Below are 2593 nucleotides of genomic sequence, written 5' to 3'. Positions count from 1 at the left end.
GCCGAGCGCATCGCGGCCGGCGCCGGCCTGACGCTGGCCGAGGCGACCGCGGCCTTGCGCGGGTCCCAGCCCTCGGCCGCCCGGGAGCCGCCGCACCGGCCGCCGCCCTCCCCGCGGCGGCCCTTCGCGTGGACGCAGCCGAAGGAGCCGGTCAAGCCGATCACGGTCGAGGAATTGCGGCGCCAGAAGGCCGAGACGGACGCGTGGAAGAAGCGGGCGGCCGCCTCGGCCGAACTCAAGCGGAAACGGGAACGGGCCGAGCAGGAGGCCTACGCCGCCCTTCAACGCGCCGAGCAGGCCGAGCGCGACCGGGAATGGGCCGCCGCACGGGCCCGCCGGACTGCGCCCTGAAGTCCGCAATCGCCCGGCGGATCACGACGTGCCGGGGCCGGAGGCCAGGGTCTGGCAAGTGAGGGTTTGGCCTGCGAGGTCGGTGGCGTCGTCCGCGTGGCGGCCGGCCGCGAGGGCGCGCTTGACCGTGGAGCGGGCCGCGTCGATCGCGATGGCCGCCGCCGACAGGGTCCTGGCCTCGGTCGGCCGCTCCAGGGCGTGCTTGGCGATGTCGCCGGCGAGGTCGTCGATCTCGCGGGCCAGAGCGGCGAGGCGCTCGGGCTGGGTACGGCCGCCCCCCTCCGTGTCCTGGACCTCCTGCCGGATCGCCAGGAGCCGGTCGGTCGCCTCCTCGATCCGCTCGCGCCGCAGGCGGGACAGGCGCTGCCCGACCCACGCGAAGGCCGAGCCGATGCCGCCGCCCAGGAAGGCGACGAGGTAGATCCAGGTCTCGTAGCGCTCCACGAAGCTCTGCTGCTCGCGCTCGAAATAGTCGACCGCGCCCGGATGGATCGGCAGCCGCGCGCTGGTGGCCCCGGCCGTGCTCTCGTAGGCGGGGGCCTGGACGTAGTCGGCCGCCGGCGCGACGTTCGCCATGCCGCTGCGCAGCTCGAACAGGTGCTGGGTCACGTCCGCCGCCACGGAGCGGGGCAGGCTGGAGCGCGCCATGAGCCGGTAGGACGCCCCGACCGTGTGGACGTCCGCCTCCGGCACCTTGGGACTGCCCCCGAAGGTCTCGGCCGGCATGCTGACCATCTGGAGGCGCGGCATCCGGGCCACGATGGCGTCGGCATTCTCCACGTCCACGAACGCGACCTTGCGGCTGCGGCTCGCCGCCTGGACGCGCTCCACGATGCGCTGCGCCGTCGGGGCGGTGGGGGCGATCACCGAGACGACGGCATCGACCTGCTTACCGGTCAGGGCGTTGGTGAGGTCGGCCTCGCCGACTTCCACGAGGGCGACCTGTCGGGGCGGAAGCGGCCCGGTGATGTCCCGGCCGGCCAGGGTCAGGCCGTAATGCGCCAGCATCGACCGGATCAGCGTCTCGTCGGCGTCCCGGTGGGCCAGGATGGCGAGGCGCTTGCGGTCGAGGTCGGGGAACTTGGTGATGCCGGACGCCTCGGGCGACGCGATGATCATGGCCTGATCGCGCAGGATCGCGAGCGTCAGGCCGTTATCCGGCAGCGCGACATCGGGACGGACCACCGCGAGGTCGGCGCGACCGTCGCGAAGCGCCTCGGCGCTGTCGCGCACGTCGTCGAAGGGCAGGATCGTGAGGCGAATTTCCTTGTGCCGCTTCGCCAGGGCCTCCGCGTAGGCCTGGATCACCGCCGGCTCGGTGCCGTCGCGCGGGGCGACCGCGACCGTCAGAACCGTGGCGCGCGAGGCCCAGTAGGCGACGGCGGCGGCAAGCCCGAGCCCGATGGCGAGCGCCAGGAAGACGATCTCCGGACGCAGGAGGAGTTTTCCGAACCGCGTCATCGGCCGCGCCCTCCCGGGGCCTCAACAGGACGGCGCCCGGCACCCCGGGGAGGCCGGGCGATGTCGGTCGCCGATGCTCTACGACCGCCCGACGGTTGCGGAAAGACGCGTCCGACGTGTCCGGATCGGACGCGCGATCAGCGGCCGCGGCGGGTGAGCCAGCCGGCCGCGAAGGCCAGGGCGGCGAGGCCGAGCAACGTGCTGGTGCGGTTGCCGTCGGCGTAGCGGACCGCCTGGCGGCCGTAGACTTCACCGCGGCGGCGGGCTTCGCGGGCGAGATGACGGCCGTCGTCGATCAGGCCGTCGGCCCGCTCGTAGGCGGCGTGGGCCAGGTCGCGGCCGTCCTCGGCGAGATCCTCGGCGCGGTCGCGGGCGCGGCCGTAGGCGTATTGCGCCCCGCCGGCCACCTGGTTCACGGCGCCGCGGACCTGGCGGGCCGGATCGCCGGTGAGGCCGCCGAGGGTGGACTGGGCCCGGCCCTTCACGTGCCGGGACGCGCCACGGATCTGGTCGCGGTTCATGCTGCTCTCCTGGTTTCGCGGTTGATCGGGGCGGGACCGGGCTGGCCGGCCCCGCCGCTCGGGCTCAGTGCTTGCCGGTGATCTTGTCGGCGAGGTTCTTGGCGCCGTCCTTGGCGTCGCCGACGGTCTTCTTCGCTTCGCCCTTGAGCTCCTGGGCCTTGCCCTCGGCCACGAGCTTGTCGTTGCCGGTGACGTTGCCGGCGGCCTGCTTGACGTTGCCGACGGCCTCGTTGGCCAGGCCCTTGATCTTGTCGGTGGTG

At 73.8% G+C, this 2593-nt stretch carries 4 protein-coding genes; 1 reads left to right on the top strand and 3 read right to left on the bottom strand.

Going from position 1 to position 2593, the window contains the following annotated elements; genetic code table 11:
* Positions 1 to 351: hypothetical protein (locus FV242_RS33540; protein WP_147941970.1), on the top strand; the 351-nt coding region annotated here is incomplete at its 5' end.
* A 21-nt stretch (positions 352 to 372) separates the two neighbouring features.
* Here FV242_RS33540 and FV242_RS33535 read toward each other — a convergent pair.
* From FV242_RS33535 to FV242_RS33525, 3 genes are all read right to left on the bottom strand, one after another.
* On the bottom strand, positions 373 to 1812 hold the full coding sequence (locus tag FV242_RS33535; RefSeq protein WP_147941969.1) for a TAXI family TRAP transporter solute-binding subunit: 1440 nt from the start codon (positions 1810 to 1812) through the stop codon (positions 373 to 375).
* A 137-nt stretch (positions 1813 to 1949) separates the two neighbouring features.
* A complete protein-coding gene (locus FV242_RS33530; protein WP_147910978.1) occupies positions 1950 to 2333 on the bottom strand; it encodes a CsbD family protein in 384 nt (127 codons plus the stop codon).
* 64 nt (positions 2334 to 2397) lie between these two features.
* On the bottom strand, positions 2398 to 2593 hold a 196-nt coding region (locus tag FV242_RS33525; RefSeq protein ID WP_147941968.1), incomplete at its 5' end, for a CsbD family protein.

The organism is Methylobacterium sp. WL64 (assembly GCF_008039945.1).
Lineage (GTDB): Bacteria > Pseudomonadota > Alphaproteobacteria > Rhizobiales > Beijerinckiaceae > Methylobacterium.
Note: the sequence above shows the minus strand (reverse complement) of the source record. Positions and strands in the feature narration are given on the sequence as shown.